Raw genomic sequence first — 20,481 nt, 5'->3', positions numbered from 1 at the left:
TGCGCAACAAAAGTGCATAAAATACGATCACTTTGCTTTCTTGAAGACCTGAATATCATGGACAAATTTGACGCTAATCGCCGCAAATTGTTGGCGTTAGGTGGTATTGCCCTTGGTGCAGCCATCTTACCCCAACGTGCATTTGCAACCCTATCAACACCACGCCCGCGTATTTTAACGCTGAATAATCTTCATACTGGAGAATCTATTAAGGCCGAGTTTTTCGATGGTAAGGGCTATATTCAGGACGAACTAGCAAAACTAAATCATTTTTTCCGTGATTATCGCGCGAATAAAATAAAGACCATCGATCCGCAATTGTTTGATCAGATTTTCCGCCTGCAGGGCTTACTGGGAACACGCAAGCCGGTGCAACTGATTTCGGGGTACCGTTCGGTAGATACCAACAATGAACTCCGTGCTCACAGCCGTGGGGTAGCAAAAAACAGCTATCACACCAAGGGGCAGGCGATGGATTTTCACATCGAAGGGATTTCTCTGAGCAATGTTCGCAAAGCTGCGTTATCTCTGCGTGCGGGTGGTGTAGGATATTACCCCAGCAGTGACTTTGTGCATATTGATACCGGGCCGTTACGGCACTGGTAATCCTCAGACAGAAACAGACAGGAGCAGCATGAACTATCGTATTATTCCGGTTACCGCATTCTCCCAGAATTGTTCATTAATCTGGTGTGAAGAAACCCGACTTGCTGCCGTGGTGGACCCTGGTGGTGATGCAGAACGCATCAAGCAAGAAGTAGATGCTTCTGGTGTAACGTTAACCCAGATTTTGCTCACGCACGGTCATCTGGATCATGTGGGGGCAGCCGCTGAGCTGGCGCAGCATTACGGTGTTCCCGTTATCGGGCCGGAAAAAGAAGATGAGTTTTGGCTTCAGGGCCTGCCTGCACAGAGCCGCATGTTTGGTCTGGATGACTGCCAGCCGTTAACCCCCGATCGTTGGTTAAACGAAGGGGAGGCGGTGAGTGTAGGCAAGGTCAATTTGCAGGTGCTGCATTGCCCCGGTCATACGCCGGGCCATATCGTCTTTTTTGATGCGCAATCAAGACTGCTGATCTCTGGCGATGTTATTTTCAAAGGTGGCGTGGGACGCAGTGACTTCCCGAAAGGAAATCACGGACAACTGATTGATTCCATCAAAACTAAATTATTGCCGCTTGGTGATGATGTGACTTTCGTTCCCGGTCATGGTCCGATTTCCACCCTGGGTAATGAACGATTGCACAACCCCTTCCTGCAGGATGAACTCCCTGTCTGGTAAATAAAAAAAAGCCGCATTAAGCGGCTTTTTTTATCTCGCCATCTTTTACAGCACAGCGACAATCGCTTCGCACAGTGGTGACATGTTATCTGGCGTCATACCCGCCACGTTAACACGACCTGATGCGACAGCATAAACACCGAACTCCTCACGAAGACGTAACACCTGCTCTTTAGTCAGCCCGCTAAATGAGAACATGCCGTTCTGTCTGGTGATGAAGCTAAAGTCACGGTTTGCGCCTTTATCCTGCAGCGTGTTGACGAACAGCAGACGCATACGTTGAATGCGTTGACGCATATCCGTCAGTTCTTGTTCCCAGATGGCACGCAGTGCATCGTTGCCAAGAATGGTGGCGACGACAGCAGCACCGTGCGCAGGTGGGTTAGAGTAGTTAGCACGGATGGTTGCTTTCATCTGACTGAATGCGCGGTCAGCGGTTTCGCTATCCGTGGTGACCAGCGTACATGCGCCTACACGCTCATTGTAGAGGCCAAAGTTCTTGGAGAAGGAACTGGCGACAATCAACTCGTCATGCAGAGCGGCAAAGGCGCGCAGGCCTTCAGCATCTTCTTCCAGACCGCGGGCAAAGCCCTGATAGGCGAAGTCAAACAGCGGCAACCAGCCTTTCTCAACAGAAAGTTTTGCCAGCGTTTCCCACTGCTCAAGTGTAGGATCGATACCGGTCGGGTTATGGCAGCAGCCGTGGAACAATACCACGTCACCGGCTACCGCACCTTCAAGGCTCGCCAGCATCCCGTCAAAATCCAGCGCATGCTTTTCAGCGTCGTAATAAGTGTAATCACACACTTCCAGACCAGCGGAATTGAACACGCCTTTATGGTTTGGCCAGCTAGGATTACTTACCCAGATACGTTTGGCTGAGGTGTTGTTGGAGAGGAAATCGGCTGCAACACGCAGGCCACCCGTGCCACCCGGAGTTTGTGCAGTACGTGCACGCTTGTCATTAATGATTGCGCTGCCCTTTCCGAACAGCAGCTCCTGGGTGCAACGACCAAACGCAGGAATACCGTCGATACCGAGGTAGTTCTTGGTGGTTTCATTTTCCAGCAAATATTGTTCAGCTTTTTTTACGCTGGTCAGGACAGGGGTGTTGCCGGTTTCGTCTTTGTAGACACCAATACCCAGGTTGATTTTGGTCGGACGTTCATCGGCGCGAAACAGATCGGCTAAACCCAGAATAGGGTCTGCAGGGGCAGCGGTAATATTCTCAAACATGACGAGGTTCCATTTTGGTGACAGAAGGGAGGTCCGCTATCAGGTTAACGGTAGAACCCTCGATTGCCAACCGTTTGCGATAAAAAGCGTGCGCCTTTTTGCAGGATAGAATTTATTGACCAGTCAGAAATAAAAAAACAGGGCCGAAGGCCCTGTTTGATATGCATATAACAGTCGAGGATGACTGATTAGAACTGGTAAACGATACCAACAGCGACGGTGTCGTCGGAAGCTACGCCCAGTTTGTTGTCTTTGTCGATCTGGTTGATGATGTAATCAACATAGGTAGACATGTTTTTGTTGAAGTAGTAAGTCGCGCCAACTTCAACGTAGTTGATGTACTCTTCGCTACCGATACCTTCAACATCTTTCGCTTTAGATTTGTAGTAAGCGACGGACGGACGCAGGCCGAAGTCGAACTGGTACTGTGCAACAACAGAGAAGTCCTGAGTTTTGTTCAGGTAGCCGCTGTTCAGACGGGTAGCGTTACGGCTTTCACCGTACAGTGCTGCCAGGTAGATGTTGTTAGCATCGTATTTCAGGCCAGTTGCCCACTGCTCAGCTTTATCGCCGTGACCCAGAGCCAGAGCCTGCTGTGCATTGGTGCGGTCAGCCGCGCCATAAGCACCAACAACGCCGAAGCCTTCGAAATCATAGCTTACAGAACCTGCCCAGCCGTCGCCGTTAGAACGGGTTGCGTCGGTACGCTCGTTTTTACCGAGGTACTGAACACCGAAGTTCAGGCCATCGACCAGACCGAAGAAGTTGCTGTTACGGTAAGTCGCCAGACCACCGTTACGGCCAGAGAAGAAGTTATCAGAGTTACCAGTGTCACCACCGAACTCTGGCAGCATATCGGTCACGCCGATTGCATCGTATACCAGGCCGTAGTTACGACCGTAGTCGAAGGAGCCTGCGTCGCCAAATTTCAGACCAGCGAATGCCAGACGGGTTTTGTTGCCAGTCTGAGCATCAGAACCTTCAGAGTTGTTACCCTGGAAGTTGTATTCCCACTGGCCGTAACCGGTCAGTTGATCGTTGATTTTGGTTTCGCCTTTGAAGCCCAGACGAGCATAGGTTTTGTCGCCGTTGCCGCCGTAGCTGTTGTCACCGTTGTTCTGAGAGAAGTAATGCAGGCCAACTGCTTTACCATACAGATCAACTTTGTTGCCGTTTTTGTTGTAGATTTCGGCAGCGTTAGCTGTGCCAGCTACCAGCAGGGCAGGGATAACCACTGCCAGGATATTGCGCTTCATCATTATTTATTACCCTCATTGGTTTTTTTGAACACCTGCCACTGCCTTCAATAAATTCCGTCAATAAAAATTTACGGAACTATTGATGAGAGTTTGGTGTCTTTCTGTGTCTGAGAGGCATCTTTCCATTCATATAATCGTTTCGCTAGCCTGAAAGTGCTACAAATGTCGTAAAGCAGTAACAAAAAGCAATTATGTGTAAGAATTTATGAATTCTGAGGAACTTTGTGAACCAACTCAAACTTCGAAGCCAATCGGCGATAAATTCAACCAATCCAATCCTATTTATATGAATTACTTATATTTAATTGAGATAAAGGCGTTCCTTATTCAGGAATCGTTCTTATCCTGCTTTTGCTTATGGTGCAATTTAGCCATCCGGATTGCTGTGTGAATTTTATCCAAATGTGCTATCAGTTGAGGAAAAACTAACCCGCAAGGAGTGTGTGTGAATTTTTTTATGCAGGGATATTTCAGGGAAGAAATGTAAGAGAAGGTAAAGGGCAGGCTGCGAGATGAAGATACCAGCATCAGATGTTGCAAATATGACAATAAAAGAAAAAGGCCAGCATTTGCCGGCCTTATTTAATTTTAGAAAGTTGCGCTGCGCGGTGTACGTGGGAACGGGATCACATCACGAACGTTCTGCACGCCGGTGACATAAGCGATCAGGCGTTCGAAACCGAGTCCGAAACCGGAGTGCGGCACGGTGCCATAACGACGCAGGTCGCGATACCACCAGTAGTCTTCTTTATTAAGACCCATTTCAGCCATACGCGCATCCAGCACGTCCAGACGCTCTTCACGCTGAGAGCCACCGATGATTTCACCAATGCCTGGCGCCAGAACGTCCATTGCCGCTACGGTTTTACCGTCATCGTTAAGGCGCATATAGAAGGCCTTAATGTCTTTCGGGTAGTTTTTCACAACGACTGGTGCTTTGAAGTGTTTCTCTGCGAGATAACGTTCGTGCTCGGAAGAGAGATCGACGCCCCAGTAAACAGGGTTTTCGAACGTCTGACCGCAGTTTTCCAGAATGGTGACTGCATCGGTGTAGTCCACCTGCGCGAAGTCTGCGGCAACGAAACGCTCCAGACGCGCAATTGCATCTTTGTCTACACGTTCAGCGAAGAACTTCAGGTCGTCCATACGTTCAGTCAGTACGGCGTTGAAGGCGTACTTCAGCATGGCTTCGGCCAGACGGGCGTTATCTTCCAGATCGGCAAACGCTACTTCCGGCTCCAGCATCCAGAACTCTGCCAGATGGCGACTAGTGTTGGAGTTTTCTGCACGGAAGGTGGGGCCAAAGGTGTAAATTTTGGACAACGCACAGGCATAGGTTTCGCCATTAAGCTGACCAGAAACTGTCAGGAACGACTCTTTCCCAAAGAAGTCTTTGTCGTAATCGACTTTGCCCTGATCGTTACGCGGCAGGTTTTCCAGATCCAGAGTCGATACGCGGAACATCTCGCCTGCACCTTCGGTGTCAGAAGCGGTAATCAACGGGGTAGAGACCCAGAAGAAACCTTGCTCATCGAAGAAGCGGTGCAGCGCTTGCGCCAGCGTGTGACGAACACGTGCGACGGCACCAATCATGTTGGTACGCGGACGCAGGTGCGCAACTTCACGCAGGTATTCAATGCTGTGACGTTTGGCTGCCATCGGATAGGTATCAGGATCTTCAACCCAGCCGGTCACTTCAACGTGTGTCGCCTGAATCTCAAAGCTCTGGCCTTCACCCGGAGATTCAACCACTTTGCCGGTGACAACGACGGAGCAGCCGGTAGTCAGTCGCAACACGTCTTCATTATAATTGGGCAGAGAATTATTAATAACGGCCTGTACAGGATCAAAGCAGGAACCGTCATAAACGGCGAGGAAGGAGATGCCAGCTTTTGAATCTCGGCGGGTGCGCACCCATCCACGTACGGTGACTTCTTGGTCAACGGCAACGCGGCTATGGATGACGTCGGCTACAGGCACAACGCTCATAATATTCTCTCTGTTAATTGTCTGGAAAAAATAATCATTTATCCGCCCGAAAAGGGGGGATACCTATGTTACCTGGCGAGCGCCATCAGACAAGCAGAATTAACAGCGGAAGGAGAGATTTCGGAAATAAATCGAGACAGAGGGCCATTTCCACATCCTGACATGATGGACATGACCGTTCAGGGTACCTTTTAGCAACTTATTCGATGATAACGGTCATTTGTTGCTTGGCGTTTTGCATAGAGACAATGGTGTTGAAGGATTTAATGTTCCCGGAGGCAAAAAAAAGCTCGCGGGTTAGCGACTCATACTCGGCCATGTCGCGGACATTCATCACCAGCAGAAAATCGTAATTGCCGGTCACATAGTAAACCTGCTGCACCTGTAGGCATTTTACGAAGCGCAGTTTGGCCTCTTCAAGCAGATCGAGGCGTTCATTTTTAATTTTCACCTGAGCCATGATGGTAATGGGGCGACCCACCATGCTGGCGTTAACCACGCTGATATTGGCACTGATAAATCCTGACTCTTCAAGTGCGGCAATTCGCCTGTTGACCGCAGAAGGTGAAAGGCTCACCTGATCGGCTATCTCGCGTTGGGAAAGACGATTGTTGCGCTGTAACAGAGTGAGTATTTTTTTATCCCAGTTATCGAGCTTCATGAATTTTTGCTGCCTCTTGAAGTGTGATAGCGATCGCTTCGCGCAATTTTGTTGCGTATGCTGAGCTAATCAGGGTGAAAATTGCGTATCCACCAACAATTTTGCACCATTTAATTGGTTTATGCATAGTACCATTTCAGTCAGTGGAATAAACAACGGATAAACATCGTGAGAGTTGATGTAAGCCCGTCATTTTATTTTTCCCGCAATCGTCATTGCGTATTTGTTCAGAACAATGTCTTCATGAGTGCTTATACAAAAAATAGCAATTTATGCACAGGTGAAAAATAAGGTCTGCTATGGTGAATATAATCGAATATAAATTTAATGAAAGAATGAAACCCTACGGTCAAGGTGCTGACCTGAATGTGCTTAATGAATATGTTGGGGAAGAGGTTCTGGCATTTCATCAGAAATTTTCTCAATACTCAGTGACGCCGCTGCGCCATTTGCCTTATTTAAGTCAACGGCTGGGGCTGGGTTCTTTACATATTAAAGATGAGTCTGCACGTTTTGGTCTTAATGCTTTTAAAGGTCTGGGCGGTTCATATGCGGTCGGGAAATATCTGGCGCAAAAACTGGAACGGGATATTCAGTCTCTGTCGTTTGCGGATCTTAATGCGCCGGAGCTGAAAGTGCGCATCGCGGATATTGTCTTCGTGACAGCCACAGACGGCAATCATGGGCGTGGTGTCGCCTGGGCGGCTGAGCAACTCGGATTGAAAGCAGTGGTATTGATGCCTAAAGGCTCTTCGCCGGTGCGGGCGAAAAATATCCGTCAGCACGGTGCTGAGTGCATGATTACCGAACTGAACTATGACGATACAGTGCGGCTTGCAGATTCTCTGGCGCAGGAGAAAGGCTGGGTGCTGCTGCAGGATACGGCCTGGAAGGGCTATGAGCAGATCCCCACCTGGATAATGCAGGGTTATATGACGCTGGCGATAGAAGCCTATAACCAGCTGTCGGACGGCGAAAGTCAGCTTCCAACTCACCTGATTTTACAGGCCGGTGTTGGCTCCTTTGCTGGCAGCATCATGGGCTACCTCATCGAAAAAATGAAAGAGAAAGCCCCGACGGTGATTGTCGTTGAACCGCATAAAGCCAATTGCCTCTACCGTTCGGCAGTGGTCAATGACGGCGAGCCTCATGCGGTCGGAGGCGATATGTCGACACTGATGGCTGGGTTGGCGTGCGGTGAGCCCAATACGGTCAGTTGGCCGATTATTCGTGATAATACAGCCTGCTTTATTTCTGCTGACGACAAGATAGCAGCAAACGGAATGCGTATTTTGGCCGCACCACGCCCCGGAACGGACGCGGCCTTTATTGCCGGTGAGTCAGGTGCTATTGGTGCCGGATTAATTTACGAGTTGATGAGCCAGGCGTGTTATCAGGAGCTAAGAGAACGCTTGATGTTAAATGCTCACTCGCATGTTTTATTAATAAGCACCGAAGGCGATACCTCACCGGATATCTACGAAGATATCGTCTGGTTCGGACGTAACGCCTGAAATAATAAATAAAGGGTGCCCTACATACCCGCTGAATAAAAACTCTTAAATAAAAAATACGCGACAACGCGCAACGATGAAGAGAATATCAGCCATCAAAAACGAAACAGCATTAGGAAAATAGAATATAAAGATGTTACCCGGTGGCACAACGAAGACACCGTCTGGGTTTTGGATTTATTTGGTACTGCTATGAAAGCGTTAGGCCTGGCCATTCGTATCGATGCCATTGGTAATGTCACCGGCATTTATGCGGGCGAGCAGGATCTTCCTATGGTGATGATGGGGTAGTATATCGATACGGTTGGAACAGGCGGCTTGTATGACAGCAATTACGGCGTGATGGCCGGACTGGAAGTCATTGCCACTTTACAGGACGCGGGTATCTGCCCCTTACGTCCGGTAGTCCTGAAAGCGGCACAAAACGTGGTGGGTGAGGAGAATGTGGATGGCAATGTGGCACAAATGATGATCTCGGAGGATTTTGGTGCTTTCCTGCAATAGGTTCCCGGCTGTTTTGTTTTCCTGGGTAATGGTGATGAGACGGACGAGAAGGGCAACATTCTGCTGCGGGGCTGACATACCGACAATCACTAAAGAGAAAAGCCAGCATCAGCTGGCTTTTTTAATCTGTGGCAGGTCGAAGGCTTCACGTAGCGCGCGGACGAAGGCTTTATCGTGACAAATGGTTTTACCCGGGCTGTCGGATAATTTCGCGACCGGCTTGCCGTTACACTCCACCAGTTTGATAACGATATTCAACGGCTTAACGTCAGGAATGTCGCAGGTCAGGCGGGTGCCAATACCAAAGCCAAGGTTTACCCGCGCCGCAAAGTGGCGGTACAGATCAAGTGCTTTATTCAGGTCCAGATTGTCAGAGAAAATCAGCGTCTTCGATAACGGATCAATACCGAGTTTCTCATAGTGGGCAATGGCTTTCTCGCCCCACTCAACCGGATCCCCGGAATCATGACGTAAGCCCTGATAGCGTTCAGCAAACTCCGGCCCGAAATCACGCAGGAAGGCGTCCATGGTGATGCAGTCGGTCAGGGCAATCCCCAATTGCGTTGGGTATTCGTCAAGCCAGGCTGCCAGGGCTGCACGTTGGCTGGTTGCCAGATCCGGGCTGATTTGCTGATGCGCCTGGAACCACTCGTGTGCCTGGGTTCCCATTGGCGTTAATGACAAGCGGCGGGCCAGATCGTAATTGCTGGTGCCGATAAACCAGGGTTCCTGCTTGAGACGGGCGACAATGGCATCCTGCACGTCGCGTGAGAAACGACGGCGGGTGCCAAAATCCATCAGACGGAAGCCGGACATATCCAGACCTTCCGTGCGGGTAGCAAAATCCGCCAGTTTTGTTTCAAGATGCAGAAGAGCCTGCTGTACACCCGCTTCTGGTGAACGATAGCGATGAACCAGCTCACTGATAACCGCCAGCAGAGGAACTTCCCACATGATCACTTCGCGCCACGGGCCTGAGAGGCGAATGTGTAACTTGCCGTTGTCGTTGGTCACGACAACCTGGCGAGGATCGTAGCGAAAATCGCGCAGCCAGTTCAGATAATCGCTCTCAAAAAACGGCAGCCCTGAAAGCCATTGATACTCGTCGTCCTGAAGGCGCAGATGCTGCATAGCGTCGACTTCTTCCCGGATTGCTTCTGCATAAATACCAAGCAGGTCGTCGCCACGGCAGCGGAATTCCGCCGTTACATGCACATCGTAGTAGTGGTGATACACCGCCTGCTGCATATGCAATTTGTAGGCATCAGTATCCAGCAGCGTCTGCAGAACAGGGTGAGCAAATTGAGTCATGGTGCGCCGTAGCATCCTCTCACAGGAGCGTTTAGTACAATAAACAAAGCAGGTGAAAACCGCTGGAGTATACCTTGTTTATTGATTTATTGAACCCCGATCACACCATATAGCGCAAAACGGGTCGAGGGCATTTCGTGCCGCATGTTAGCAAAATGTAGCAAACAGAGCGTTTCCATCTGAAAAGTTAAACATTCTGCGTGGCGGGATTCTGGCAACAGGAATAGACTGGAGACGTAACCAACAGAAGATGCTAAAGGTTTTTTATGACACAACAGCCACAAGCCAAATACCGCCACGACTACCGTGCGCCGGATTACCTGATTAGCGATATTGACTTGACCTTTGACCTGGATGCCGCAAAAACCGTCGTCACGGCGCTGAGTACCATTACTCGTCAAAATGCCACTGCCGTGCCACTGCGTCTGGATGGTGAAGACCTGACGCTGGTCTCCCTTCATGTTAACGACCAGCCGTGGACATACTATAAAGAAGAAGATAACCAACTGGTCATCGACAATCTGCCGGAACGTTTTACGCTGCGTATCGTGAATGAAATCAGCCCGGCGGCGAATACGGCGCTGGAAGGTCTCTATAAATCCGGAGAAGCATTGTGTACTCAGTGTGAGGCTGAAGGTTTCCGCCATATTACCTGGTACCTTGATCGTCCGGATGTGCTGGCGCGCTTCACCACGACGCTGATTGCTGATAAAGCAGAGTATCCGTTCCTGCTTTCTAACGGTAACCGTGTCGATCAGGGCGAACTGGAAAACGGTCGCCACTGGATGAAGTGGGAAGATCCGTTCCCGAAACCGTGCTACCTGTTTGCCCTGGTGGCCGGTGATTTTGATGTTCTGCGCGATACCTTCACCACCCGTTCCGGGCGTGAGGTGGCACTGGAACTCTACGTTGACCGCGGCAACCTTGACCGCGCGCCGTGGGCGATGACCTCGCTGCAAAATTCCATGAAGTGGGATGAAACCCGTTTTGGCCTCGAATATGACCTCGACATCTATATGATCGTCGCCGTCGACTTCTTTAATATGGGAGCGATGGAGAATAAAGGTCTTAACGTCTTTAACTCCAAATACGTGCTGGCCCGTACCGATACCGCAACTGACAAAGATTACCTCGATATCGAGCGCGTGATTGGCCATGAATATTTCCATAACTGGACCGGTAACCGCGTCACCTGTCGCGACTGGTTCCAGCTGAGCCTGAAAGAGGGGTTAACCGTTTTCCGCGATCAGGAGTTCAGTTCCGATCTGGGTTCACGTGCGGTAAACCGTATCAGCAACGTGCGAACCATGCGTGGCCTGCAGTTTGCCGAAGACGCCAGTCCGATGGCGCACCCGATTCGCCCGGATAAAGTCATTGAGATGAACAACTTCTACACCCTGACGGTGTATGAAAAGGGTTCTGAAATTATCCGTATGATCCACACCCTGCTGGGCGAAGAGAACTTCCAGAAAGGGATGCAGCTCTATTTTGAGCGTCATGACGGCAGCGCCGCCACCTGCGACGACTTCGTGCAGGCGATGGAAGATGCCTCCAATGTCGATCTCTCCCATTTCCGCCGCTGGTACAGCCAGGCCGGCACGCCAATTGTGACCGTGCATGACGACTACAACCCGGCAACGGAGCAGTACACCTTAACCATCAGTCAACGCACACTGCCAACGGCTGAGCAGCAGGAAAAACACCCGCTGCATATCCCGTTCGACATTGAGCTTTACGACAATGAAGGCAAAGTGATTCCGCTGCAAAAAGACGGCCACCAGGTACACCATGTCCTGAACGTTACCCAGCCGGAGCAGACGTTTGTCTTCGACAACGTCTACTTCCAGCCGGTACCGTCGCTGCTGCGCGAATTTTCAGCACCGGTAAAACTGGAATATAAATGGAGCGATCAGCAACTGACGTTCCTGATGCGTCATGCCAGCAATGATTTCTCTCGTTGGGATGCGGCGCAAAGCCTGTTGGCAACCCATATCAAACTTAACGTTGCCCGTCAGCAGCAGGGCCAACCGCTGTCATTACCGTTGCATGTGGCCGATGCCTTCCGCGCCATTCTGCTGGATGAGAAAATCGATCCTGCGCTGGCTGCAGAAATCCTGACCCTGCCGTCGGCGAATGAGATTGCCGAGCTGTTCGATGTCATCGATCCGATTGCCATCTCTGCGGTACGTGAAGCACTGACCCGCACGCTGGCAACTGAACTGGCAGATGAAGTGCTGGCGATTTACAACGCCAATAAGCTTGAGACTTATCGCGTTGAGCATGCGGATATTGGCAAGCGTTCACTGCGTAACACCTGCTTGCGCTACATCGCGTTTGGTGATGCGCAACTGGCCGATAAGTTAGTCAGCCAGCAGTATCACAATGCGGATAACATGACCGATGCGCTCGCGGCACTCTCTGCTGCCGTGGCCGCGCAACTGCCGTGCCGTGATGCATTGATGCAGGAGTATGACGACAAGTGGCATCATGACGGACTGGTGATGGATAAGTGGTTGATTCTGCAAGCGACCAGCCCGGCAGACAATGTGCTGGAAACCGTACGCGATCTGTTGAATCACCGCTCGTTCAGCCTCAGTAATCCGAACCGCATCCGTTCGCTGATCGGCGCGTTTGCTGGCAGCAACCCGGCCGCATTCCATGCGGCAGACGGCAGCGGTTACCAGTTCCTGGTGGAGATGCTCACTGAGTTGAATAGCCGTAACCCGCAGGTGGCATCACGACTCATTGAGCCGCTGATTCGCCTGAAACGCTACGATGCTAAGCGTCAGGTGCTGATGCGTTCGGCACTGGAACAGCTGAAGGGGCTGGAAAACCTCTCCGGTGATCTGTTCGAAAAGGTCAGCAAAGCGCTGGCCTAAGCTCAGGCCGGGTGGGGCAGTGTTGTCCTCCCGGCTTTTTCCCCTCTTTGTTACCCTTCAATCCGTTGTCTCTGCCCCGCGCCCTGAGTGTAGTGGTATGACGGTGCCTGAAAATCACGGCGGTGCAGCGCCTGCCAGAATGTTTCAAGGGACGCGTCCAGACGAGACTGCAAATTAGGCGTGAAGCTCGGTTTATGCTGATAATCAATAATCTGACTGTCATCGGCAAACACACCGTGCAAAATCTCCTGTGCTTTCAGGGCATTGAGCACCGGTTTGAGTGCATAATCGACCGCCAGCATATGGGCGACGGTACCGCCGGTGGCAACAGGCAAGACCACTTTTCCCTCCAGCGCACGCTCGGGAAGCAGATCCAGCAACGTTTTCAACGCGCCTGAAAAAGAGGCCTTGTACACGGGTGTGGCGACAATTAGCCCATCAGCATCGGCCAGTTGCTCAATCAGGGCTTGCAGTGCAGGGCTTTCAAAACGGGCATACAACAGATCTTCCGGGACGAAGTTATGCAGGTGCCAGTGACAGACTTCAACATCCAACGCACTCAGGCGCTCACGGGCATATTCCAGCAATGCGCTGGAACGTGATGGGTAGCGTGGGCTTCCCGCCAAAGTAACCACTCGCATAATTGCTCCTTATAACCGTAGTTAGCATTTTACTATCATCGATAACAATTAAGTGCAGTGTGGCAGAGCTTTTTTATTCCTTTAAATAATTTATTTGGCGTAAATCAGATGAAAAATGCATATAAATGGGTTGATAAGAAAACGATTGCGTTCAATGGACGTTTTTTTGCCCCAGGTCAATTCCATTTCTGCTGGTAATCACAGATAATACGCCCCCGGTTTGCACACCGGGAATCCAGGAGAGTTCATGTACTACCCCTTCGTTCGTAAAGCCCTTTTCCAGCTCGATCCAGAGCGCGCTCATGAATTTACATTCCAGCAGTTACGCCGTGTCTCAGGGACGCCGCTTGAAGCGCTTGTGCGCCAGCGCCTGCCGGAGAAGCCAGTGCAATGCATGGGCCTGACGTTCAAAAACCCGCTGGGTCTGGCGGCTGGACTTGATAAAAACGGTGAATGCATTGACGCCCTGGCCGCGATGGGTTTTGGTGCGATTGAGATTGGCACTGTCACTCCTCGCCCGCAACCGGGTAACGACAAGCCGCGGATCTTCCGCCTGGTGGAAGCGGAAGGTTTGATCAACCGAATGGGCTTTAATAACCACGGTGTTGATAATCTCGTGGAGAATGTGAAAAAAGCCCATTTTGACGGCGTATTAGGCATTAACATTGGCAAAAATAAAGACACGCCCGTTGAGCAAGGTAAAGATGACTATCTGATTTGTATGGAAAAAATCTATGCTTATGCCGGTTATATTGCCATTAATATCTCGTCGCCAAATACACCGGGCCTTCGCTCATTACAATATGGCGAAGCGCTGGATGACCTGTTAAGTGCGATAAAAAATAAACAATCGGCCCTTCAACAGATCCACCATAAATATGTTCCAGTCGCCGTGAAGATCGCGCCGGATCTTTCTGAAGAAGAATTGATCCAGGTGGCCGACAGTTTAGTTCGCCACAATATTGATGGCGTCATTGCGACCAATACGACGCTTGAAAGATCCCTGGTTCAGGGAATGAAACATTGTAATGAAACGGGTGGGTTAAGTGGCCGTCCATTGCAATTAAAGAGTACAGAAATTATTCGTCGTCTCTCTGCGGAATTAAAAGGAAGCCTGCCAATTATTGGCGTCGGTGGGATCGATTCTGTCATTGCCGCACGCGAGAAGCTGGAAGCTGGCGCCTCGCTGGTTCAGATTTATTCTGGCTTTATTTTTAAAGGTCCACCGCTGATTAAAGAAATCGTTACCCACATCTAATCTTTTCTCTCTATTTACCGCACCAGGGCTTTATTTCGAGCCCTGGTTGATTTATATTCCCTCATTGTTGCTAATTTGTACATTTTAGTCTTTTCTTAATTCTGGTAATAAGCGAAACGGCAAATAAGGATTTAAGGGTCAAGGGATGAATATGGGGAGGGGAGAACAGCATGCGAATTAAACCTGATGATAATTGGCGTTGGTTTTTCGATGAAGAGCATGATCGTATGATGCTCGATTTGGCCAATGGCATGATTTTCCGTTCACGTTTTGCTCGCAAAATGCTCACGCCTGATGCTTTTTCCCCCAGTGGCTTCTGTGTTGATGACGCCGCTCTCTATTTCTCCTTCGACGAGAAATGTCGGGATTTGACGCTCAGCAATGAGCAGCGTGCGGAGCTGGTACTCAATGCGCTGGTGGCGATTCGCTTCCTGAAACCGCAAATGCCGAAAAGCTGGCATTTCATGAGTCACAATGCGCCGTGGTCCCCCGCGCCGGGTATGGCTGCCAGCGTTTCCCTGAGTGATACCGGTGAATCGGTGAGTCTGCTGGTGGTGGAATCCGGTGATAATGCAGCCCTTTGTCTGCTGGCACAGCCAGGTGTTGTGATTGCCGGGCGCACCATGCAGTTAGGTGATGCCATCAAGGTGATGAACGACAGGCTGAAACCGCAGCTTAACGCTGACAGTTTCAGTTTCGAACAGGCCGTTTAACTCTCCAGCCGTAATGAGGTTTTGGGAACGCAACTGCAGCTCAGAATGGAACCATCGGCAGAAATGGCCGATTTTTTTAACGGACTGACTTCCCCTTCGAGAAGTGTGATACGGCAGCACCCACAAATTCCTGCCCGGCATGAGTAAGGTACGCGAATGCCCTGGTTTTCCAGTTGTTCGAGTAAGATTTGCTGATTATTCCCGCGAAATTGCTGTCCTTCCCAGACAATATCCACTTCGCCAACCGCTTGTTCTTCCTGCTCGACAGATTCAACAACCTTGCCCGCACCGTAGGGTTTTGCCGGTGCGCGGCTGAGCACGACTACCTCGTCGCCGACACGCACCACCCCGCTGTTACGGGCAATCAGATTCTGGCCGAAATCGACCTCGCCGTTGTCCTGTGCGGTACGAAAGCGGGTTAATGTGGTGAGCGGTTCACCCGCGGGATGTTTTTGTCCGCGTTCCGGACTGACGGTCGTGAAAACACAGCGGCTGCAGGGTTTAACCACGTCGAACATCACGTCGCCAATGCGAATCACTTTCCACGTATCCTCTTCCCAGGCTTGCACACCGGTGACGACCAGGTTAGGGCGAAACTGCTCCATTTTAACGCTGGCGGGGCAACGGTTTTGTAAATCGCGCAGTGATGCTTCGTTGGTTAATAAGAATGGAAAACCGTCAGCGAAGGAGAGGGGGACATCATCAAAGCGTTTCACCCGGCGTGTCAGTTGCGGACCCACCCAGCGCAACTGGACTTCACGCCCGAAAAAGCCACTCAGCCAGAGGTTAATGGTTTCAGGTGCGATCAGAGCGGTGAAATGGTTGCCCCAGACTTCAGTCGGTTCACCCTGCGGGGCAAAGTCAGCGAAACGCACGATAGCACTGGTGCCATCTGGCGCGGTTAAATGGAGGCCGTCAGTCAGTGGTGAGGGAGTAAAGCGAACCATTTGCGGATACTGGCGGGCGGTAATAAAGGTGCCATCCTTTTGCGTGACCATAAATACACGATCAAATGACAAACCGCTGCTGTCTGCCAGGGCGTGTGTCAGGCCAATACCGCGCATGGATTTAACAGGATGGATAAAAAGACGCGAGAGCGTAGCCACGCCATTTCCTCAATGAACGAAAATAAGCCCTCAACTTTATGACATGCACGCCAGATTGGCTATAATGCGCAACAATTTTCTTCAAAGTTAAGTGACCTTATGATTTCTCTGTTTGCCAGTACGGCCCGTGGGCTGGAAGAGCTGTTAAAAACTGAACTGGAAAACCTCGGTGCTTCAGAGTGCCAGGTGGTTCAGGGGGGCGTCCATTTCCACGGCGACACCCGGCTGGTCTATTCAAGCCTGATGTGGAGCCGACTGGCCTCGCGCATTATGATGCCGCTGGGCGAGTGCAAGGTTTACAGCGACCTTGATCTCTACCTCGGCGTGCAGGCGATTAACTGGACGGAGATTTTCAACACCGATGCGACCTTCGCCGTGCACTTTAGCGGGCTGAACGATGAGATCCGTAACAGCCAGTATGGTGCGTTGAAAGTAAAAGATGCGATCGTCGACAGTTTTACGCGTAAAAACTTGCCGCGCCCGAATGTCGATCGTGAACAACCCGATCTACGTATCAACGTCTGGCTGAATAAAGAGACTGCGCACATCTCCCTGGATCTGAGTGGCGAAGGTCTGCACCTGCGCGGCTATCGCGATCGTACCGGTATTGCACCTATCAAAGAGAACCTCGCGGCAGCGATCGTTATGCGTTCCGGCTGGCAGTCAGGTACACCGTTGCTTGATCCGATGTGTGGCTCCGGTACCTTGCTGATCGAAGCCGCCATGTGGGCGACCGACCGTGCGCCAGGCCTGCACCGCGGGCATTGGGGTTTTAGCGGCTGGGCACAGCATGACGAAACGCTGTGGCAGGAAGTGAAAGCCGATGCGCAGACCCGTGCGCGTAAAGGCCTTGCTGACTATCAGTCCCATTTCTATGGCTCAGATAACGATGCGCGCGTGATTGAACGCGCCCAGCGCAACGCCCGTCGTGCGGGTATTGCCGATCTGGTGACTTTTGAAGTGAAAGATGCGGCGAAACTTACTAATCCGCTGCCAAAAGGACCTTATGGCACCATCATCAGCAACCCACCGTACGGTGAGCGTCTGGAGAGCGAACCGGCGTTGATTGCACTGCACAGCTTGCTCGGACGAACGGTGAAATCGCAGTTTGGCGGCTGGAATCTGTCGCTGTTCAGTGCCTCCGTTGATTTGCTCAACTGCCTGCAATTACGTGCTGACCGCCAGTTCAAAGCTAAAAACGGTCCGCTGGATTGCGTGCAGAAAAACTATCACCTGGCGGAAAACACCGGTGAAGTGCGTGCCCCGTCGATGGCGGATGATTACGCTAACCGTCTGCGTAAGAACGTGAAGAAGCTGGAGAAATGGGCGCGTCAGGAAGGCATTGAATGCTATCGCCTGTATGACGCCGATCTGCCGGATTACAATGTGGCGGTTGACCGCTACGGTGAATGGGTCGTTGTCCAGGAATACGCAGCACCTAAAACTATTGATGCGAATAAAGCACGTCAGCGCCTGTTCGATATTATCGCTGCCACTATTGCAGTGCTGGAGATTGCCCCGAACAAACTGGTGCTCAAAACCCGTGAGCGGCAGAAAGGCACCAACCAGTATCAGAAGATGAACGAGAAAGGGGAGTTCCTTGAGGTTGGCGAATATAACGCACGCCTGTGGGTTAACCTGACGGATTATCTTGATACCGGTCTGTTCCTGGACCACCGTATTGCACGCCGTATGCTCGGCCAGATGAGCAAAGGCAAAGACTTCCTGAACCTGTTTGCTTACACCGGTACTGCCAGCGTTCACGCGGGTCTCGGCGGTGCGAAGAGCACCACCACGGTGGATATGTCCCGTACCTATCTGGAGTGGGCGGAACGTAACCTGCGCCTCAATGGTCTGAGCGGCCGCGCACACCGTTTGTTGCAGGCGGACGTACTGGGCTGGTTACGTGATACTGACGAACAGTTCGACCTGATCTTCATCGATCCCCCGACGTTCTCTAACTCGAAACGTATGGAAGAGTCGTTTGATGTTCAGCGCGATCATCTGGCGTTGATGAAAGATCTCAAACGTATGCTGCGTAAAGGCGGCACGATCATGTTCTCCAACAACAAACGCGGTTTCCGCATGGACCTCGACGGACTGGCAGAGCTTGGGTTGAAAGCACAAGAAATCACCCAGAAAACGCAATCGCAAGATTTTGCCCGTAATCGCCAAATCCATAACTGCTGGCTGATTACCTCAGCCTGAAAGGATAAATAGATGTCATTAATCAGTATGCATGGCGCATGGCTGTCATTCAGCGATGCCCCCCTTCTCGACAATGCAGAGTTGCATATCGAAGAAAATGAACGTGTCTGTCTCGTCGGGCGTAACGGTGCCGGCAAATCGACCCTGATGAAGATCCTCAACCGCGAGCAAGGCCTGGATGATGGCCGCATCGTGTATGAACAGGATCTGGTTGTTGCGCGTTTGCAACAGGATCCGCCACGCAACGTCAGCGGCAGCGTCTACGACTTTGTGGCTGAAGGGATTGAAGAGCAGGCAGAATACCTGAAGCGTTACCATGATATCTCTCATCTGGTGATGACCGATCCTAGCGACAAAAATCTCAGTGAAATGGCCCGTCTGCAGGACCTGCTTGATCACCACGGGTTATGGCAGCTTGAGAGCCGTATTAATGAAGTGCTGGCGCAACTGGGGCTGGAAGCGGATATGCCGCTGGCGTCACTCTCCGGCGGCTGGTTGCGTAAAGCGGCGCTGGGCCGTGCTCTGGTTAGCGGCCCGCGTGTGCTGTTGCTTGACGAACCAACGAACCACCTCGATATTGAAACCATTGACTGGCTGGAAGGATTCCTGAAAACCTTCAGCGGTACGATCATTTTCATCTCCCATGACCGTTCCTTTATCCGCAATATGGCGACGCGCATTGTCGATCTCGATCGCGGCAAGCTGGTCACCTATCCGGGAGATTACGATACCTATCTGCTGGAAAAAGAAGAGAACCTGCGTGTCGAAGAGCTGCAAAATGCGGAATTCGATCGCAAGCTGGCGCAGGAAGAGGTCTGGATCCGCCAGGGCATTAAAGCGCGTCGTACACGTAACGAAGGTCGCGTACGTGCCCTGAAAGCGATGCGTAACGAACGTAGCCAGCGCCGCGAGGTGATGGGCAGTGCGAAGATGCAGGTGGAAGAAGCGTCCCGTTCCGGCAAAATCGTCTTCGAAATGGAGAACGTCAATTACCAGGTCGATGGCAAAGTCCTGGTCAAAGACTTCTCTGCTCAGGTACAGCGTGGCGACAAAATTGCCCTGATTGGCCCGAACGGCTGTGGTAAAACCACGTTGCTGAAGCTGATGTTGAGCCAGCTACAGGCTGATAGCGGTCGCGTTCATTGCGGTACTAAGCTGGAAGTGGCCTACTTCGATCAGCATCGCGCGGAACTTGATCCTGACCGCACCGTGATGGATAACCTGGCTGAAGGTAAGCAGGAAGTGATGGTCAACGGTAAACCGCGCCATGTGCTGGGTTACCTGCAGGACTTCCTGTTCCACCCTAAACGCGCCATGACGCCGGTGCGTGCTTTATCCGGTGGGGAGCGCAACCGTCTGTTGCTGGCGCGTCTGTTCCTGAAACCCAGTAACCTGTTGATTCTCGATGAACCGACCAACGATCTGGATGTCGAAACGCTGGAACTTCTCGAAGAGCTGATTGATGGCTACCAGGGCACTGTCATGCTGGTGAGCCACGATCGTCAGTTCGTCGATAATACCGTCACCGAATGCTGGATCTTCGAAGGCGGCGGCCGTATCGGTCAGTATGTCGGTGGCTACCACGATGCGCGTGGGCAACAATCTGCGTCGCAGGCGTTTAAAGCACAGCCTGTGAAGAAAGAGGCGGAGCAGGTGGCTGCCAAATCTGAGACTGTCAAACGCGGTGCGAACAAACTAAGCTATAACCTGCAACGTGAGCTGGAACAACTGCCGCAGAAACTGGAAAAGCTGGAAGCAGAGCTGGAAGCGCTGCAGGCTCAGGTGGCAGACAGTACTTTCTTTAGCCAGCCTCACGATCATACGCAAAAAGTCCTGGCCGAACTGGCTTCAGCAGAACAGGCGCTTGAAGAAGCGTTTGAGCGCTGGGAGTCCCTGGAGGCTCTTAAAAACGGCGAATAA

The 20,481-nt window shown here is 51.3% G+C and carries 15 protein-coding genes and 1 pseudogene; 9 read left to right on the top strand and 7 right to left on the bottom strand.

Annotation, left to right across the window (positions count from 1 at the left end; genetic code table 11):
- Positions 1-57: 57 nt before the first annotated feature.
- A complete protein-coding gene (gene mepK / locus AC5JPW_RS06220; protein ID WP_494238936.1) occupies positions 58-606 on the top strand; it encodes a peptidoglycan L,D-endopeptidase MepK in 549 nt (182 codons plus the stop codon).
- Between the two features lie 28 nt (positions 607-634).
- The gene (locus tag AC5JPW_RS06215; protein WP_494238934.1) at positions 635-1,282 is read left to right on the top strand and encodes an MBL fold metallo-hydrolase; all 648 of its coding nucleotides are present in this window, start codon (positions 635-637) and stop codon (positions 1,280-1,282) included.
- Positions 1,283-1,327: 45 nt separating this feature from the next.
- Here AC5JPW_RS06215 and AC5JPW_RS06210 read toward each other — a convergent pair whose 3' ends face one another.
- The 4 genes from AC5JPW_RS06210 to AC5JPW_RS06195 form a co-directional block, all read right to left on the bottom strand.
- The gene (locus tag AC5JPW_RS06210; protein ID WP_494238933.1) at positions 1,328-2,518 is read right to left on the bottom strand and encodes an amino acid aminotransferase; all 1,191 of its coding nucleotides are present in this window, start codon (positions 2,516-2,518) and stop codon (positions 1,328-1,330) included.
- A gap of 188 nt (positions 2,519-2,706) precedes the next feature.
- Complete coding sequence (gene ompF / locus AC5JPW_RS06205; RefSeq protein WP_494238932.1) at positions 2,707-3,777, bottom strand: porin OmpF; 1,071 nt, start codon at positions 3,775-3,777, stop codon at positions 2,707-2,709.
- Positions 3,778-4,365: 588 nt separating this feature from the next.
- Positions 4,366-5,766 (bottom strand): asparagine--tRNA ligase, encoded by a 1,401-nt coding sequence (gene asnS / locus AC5JPW_RS06200; RefSeq protein WP_494238930.1) that lies wholly within the window; start codon positions 5,764-5,766, stop codon positions 4,366-4,368.
- A gap of 199 nt (positions 5,767-5,965) precedes the next feature.
- Positions 5,966-6,427, bottom strand: coding sequence for an Lrp/AsnC family transcriptional regulator (locus AC5JPW_RS06195; protein ID WP_494238929.1), 462 nt, complete (start codon positions 6,425-6,427; stop codon positions 5,966-5,968).
- Between the two features lie 299 nt (positions 6,428-6,726).
- On the opposite strand from AC5JPW_RS06195, the gene dpaL reads away from it, so the two are divergent.
- Positions 6,727-7,941 carry a diaminopropionate ammonia-lyase gene (dpaL, locus tag AC5JPW_RS06190; RefSeq protein WP_494238928.1) on the top strand — a complete coding sequence of 405 codons (1,215 nt, stop codon included), beginning with the start codon at positions 6,727-6,729 and terminating at the stop codon, positions 7,939-7,941.
- A 402-nt stretch (positions 7,942-8,343) separates the two neighbouring features.
- Positions 8,344-8,442 (top strand): annotated as a pseudogene (locus tag AC5JPW_RS06185) (hypothetical protein); the annotation flags it as partial.
- 111 nt (positions 8,443-8,553) lie between these two features.
- Here AC5JPW_RS06185 and pncB read toward each other — a convergent pair.
- Complete coding sequence (pncB, locus tag AC5JPW_RS06180; protein ID WP_494238926.1) at positions 8,554-9,756, bottom strand: nicotinate phosphoribosyltransferase; 1,203 nt, start codon at positions 9,754-9,756, stop codon at positions 8,554-8,556.
- A 266-nt stretch (positions 9,757-10,022) separates the two neighbouring features.
- Between pncB and pepN the strand changes: the two genes are divergently transcribed.
- Positions 10,023-12,635 (top strand): aminopeptidase N, encoded by a 2,613-nt coding sequence (gene pepN / locus AC5JPW_RS06175; RefSeq protein ID WP_494238925.1) that lies wholly within the window; start codon positions 10,023-10,025, stop codon positions 12,633-12,635.
- A gap of 50 nt (positions 12,636-12,685) precedes the next feature.
- On the opposite strand, the gene ssuE is transcribed toward pepN, so the two are convergent.
- Positions 12,686-13,276, bottom strand: a complete 591-nt coding sequence (gene ssuE / locus AC5JPW_RS06170) for an NADPH-dependent FMN reductase (protein ID WP_494238923.1) — start codon at positions 13,274-13,276, stop codon at positions 12,686-12,688.
- Positions 13,277-13,523: 247 nt separating this feature from the next.
- On the opposite strand from ssuE, the gene pyrD reads away from it, so the two are divergent.
- The gene (gene pyrD, locus AC5JPW_RS06165) at positions 13,524-14,534 is read left to right on the top strand and encodes a quinone-dependent dihydroorotate dehydrogenase (RefSeq protein WP_494238922.1); all 1,011 of its coding nucleotides are present in this window, start codon (positions 13,524-13,526) and stop codon (positions 14,532-14,534) included.
- A 170-nt stretch (positions 14,535-14,704) separates the two neighbouring features.
- Entirely contained in the window at positions 14,705-15,247 is a 543-nt protein-coding gene (gene zapC / locus AC5JPW_RS06160; protein WP_494238920.1) for a cell division protein ZapC, read from the top strand.
- Here the strand turns inward: zapC and AC5JPW_RS06155 are convergent.
- Entirely contained in the window at positions 15,244-16,353 is a 1,110-nt protein-coding gene (locus AC5JPW_RS06155) for a YcbX family protein (RefSeq protein ID WP_494238919.1), read from the bottom strand. The genes zapC and AC5JPW_RS06155 overlap by 4 nt on opposite strands.
- A 99-nt stretch (positions 16,354-16,452) precedes the next feature.
- On the opposite strand from AC5JPW_RS06155, the gene rlmKL reads away from it, so the two are divergent.
- Both rlmKL and AC5JPW_RS06145 read left to right on the top strand, forming a co-directional pair.
- On the top strand, positions 16,453-18,561 hold the full coding sequence (rlmKL, locus tag AC5JPW_RS06150; protein WP_494238917.1) for a bifunctional 23S rRNA (guanine(2069)-N(7))-methyltransferase RlmK/23S rRNA (guanine(2445)-N(2))-methyltransferase RlmL: 2,109 nt from the start codon (positions 16,453-16,455) through the stop codon (positions 18,559-18,561).
- A 12-nt stretch (positions 18,562-18,573) separates the two neighbouring features.
- Positions 18,574-20,481 (top strand): ABC transporter ATP-binding protein, encoded by a 1,908-nt coding sequence (locus tag AC5JPW_RS06145; protein ID WP_494238916.1) that lies wholly within the window; start codon positions 18,574-18,576, stop codon positions 20,479-20,481.

Source organism: Phytobacter sp., from assembly GCF_059074235.1.
The sequence above is the reverse complement of the archived record's forward strand: the minus strand, read 5'-3'. Positions and strand labels throughout refer to the sequence as shown.